Origin of the sequence: Pseudofrankia coriaricola, from assembly GCF_001854805.1 — a bacterium.
Taxonomy (GTDB): domain Bacteria; phylum Actinomycetota; class Actinomycetes; order Frankiales; family Frankiaceae; genus Pseudofrankia.
In genome coordinates this window covers 1-2,030 of the sequence record NZ_MBLO01000182.1, presented here as the reverse complement: position 1 = coordinate 2,030, position 2,030 = coordinate 1, and the positions used below count along the sequence as shown (strand labels likewise).

Sequence of the window (2,030 nt, the reverse complement as noted above, 5' to 3'; positions counted from 1 at the left end):
CGTTCACCATGACCCAATCGACCGGCTTGGTGCCCAGCTCTACCCCGGCAGCCTCGCCACGCCTACGCCGCAGACATTCAACGTGGCCTCCTCCCCGGCAAAACCAACCGGCTACGGAGTTGGCCGGCACCTGTCGGCCCGGCCACGCGCTGCAAACCCGGGCCATATCTGCCAGGTTTGACCCGGTGGAACGCTTACGGGGTTTCAATCACTGATTCCTCTCGTGCACCGTCCGGTCACGCTCGCCGGACCCGACCCGTCTGACAGTCCCAGGCCGTCCCGGCTTTGTCGGCGCTGCTCCCGCCCTCCCCGGCGTCTCCCGGATCAGGCTGCGCCCAGCTTCGCTAGGCTGCTGCGACAGCCCAGCGGCGAGGTCTTCCACCTCCACTTGGTGCCATGGCGCCTCGTGGCGCACGGTTTCCGTGTTCCACACGCATGAGATACGACCGGGTTGGGCGCCTCCTTTACCCCGGGGCGGCGGTGTCCTCCCGATCAACGCAGCCTCTCTGATCGGCGCCTGCCGCTTCTCAACGGCCAGCCCTATACCCCGCTGGAACCTCCCACCGGCGGAGCTGCTGATAACGGGGCATACGAAGATTCACTCGCGTTCACCCGTCCGGCCTTTCCCTCGCCCGTCGCCCCCGGGTGGAACGGGAGCGCTTCGGCTCTGCCCTGAGCTTCGCACCCCGCGGTTACCCACGACGCACGCCAGGGTGGGAACGGTCCGTTGGACACTGGACCGGATCACGTCCTCGCCAAGCGATCTCCAATCGGCGTGATCACTCATCGCGTGCGGCATCACGTCGCACGGCTGCCCTCAGCTTCACTGACCTGCTGCGACAGGCCAGCGGCGGAGTCCTTTCACCTCCACTCGAATGAACAAGCGCATCGTGGCGCACCGAGACGATCTACCAGGCTCTTTACATCAAGGACCGGGGAGCGTTGCGCCGTGAGCTGGTCGCGTGTCTGCGCACGGGCCGTGCCCTGCGGGTGCCACGGGCCCGGGTCCGGCGGCGCCGTGACGGGATGGTCACCCCGGAGGTGAGGATCAGTGCCCGGCCGGCCGACGCCGAGGACCGCGCCGTCCCGGGCCACTGGGAAGGAGATCTGATCATCGGGTTGAACAGGTCCGCGATCGGCACACTGGTCGAGCGCACCACCCGGTTCACCCTCCTGCTGCACCTGCCCCGCATGGACGGCTACGGCCACGAGCCGCGGGTGCACAACGGCCCGGCGCTGGCTGGCCGCGGCGCCGAGGCTGTCCGGGAGGCGATCACACTGTCGCTGGCCGCGTTGCCCGGTCCCGTGCGTCGGACATTGACCTGGGACCGCGGCAAGGAGATGGCCCAGCACGTCCGGCTGACGGCCGAGACAGGCGTCGGGGTCTTCTTCGCGGACCCGCACAGCCCCTGGCAGCGCGGCACGAACGAGAACACCAACGGCCTGCTACGGCAGTACTTCCCCAAGGGCACAGACCTGTCCCGCTGGAGCCGACACGAACTCACCGCCATCGCCGCGACCCTCAACGACCGGCCGCGCAAGACACTCGGCTGGAAGACACCAGCCGAAGCACTGAACGACCAGCTATCCTCACTCCAACAAGCCGGTGTTGCGACGACCGGTTGAATCCGGTAACTACACGTCCACGGCCTTCGCCGAAACCCTGAAATCCCTCAACCTGCGCGGCTCCGTCGGACGCACCGGGATCTGCTGGGACAACGCCATGGCCGAATCGTTCTTCGGCGCCCTGAAAAACGAGCTCGTCCACCGGACTGTTTTCGCCACCCGCAGCCTCGCCCGGCGTGCTATAGTCCGATACATCGAGGTCTTCTACAACCGCAGACGCCTCCACTCCGGACTCGGCTACAGGACCCCGTCCGAAGTACACGCGGAATATCTCGCACAGCAGGCTGCGGCATGGGCCTGTAAGAACAACGGCTCTGGCGCATATTCGGTGGTGACGTTCAGTGATCGCGTGGTGAGACGCCGCTTGCGTCTACTTTGTCCTGGTTGAGGCTTTCCAGCGCAGC

1 protein-coding gene and 2 pseudogenes are annotated in these 2,030 nt (G+C 66.7%); all 3 read left to right on the top strand.

The window, feature by feature from the left end:
- Positions 1–181, top strand: a 181-nt coding sequence (locus BCD48_RS52950) for a hypothetical protein (protein ID WP_206745025.1), incomplete at its 5' end; no start/stop codon positions are given.
- 719 nt (positions 182–900) lie between these two features.
- Positions 901–1,626 (top strand): annotated as a pseudogene (locus tag BCD48_RS21545) (IS30 family transposase); the annotation flags it as partial.
- Between the two features lie 67 nt (positions 1,627–1,693).
- Positions 1,694–1,882 (top strand): annotated as a pseudogene (locus tag BCD48_RS53945) (integrase core domain-containing protein); the annotation flags it as partial.
- Between the last annotated feature and the right edge of the window lie 148 nt (positions 1,883–2,030).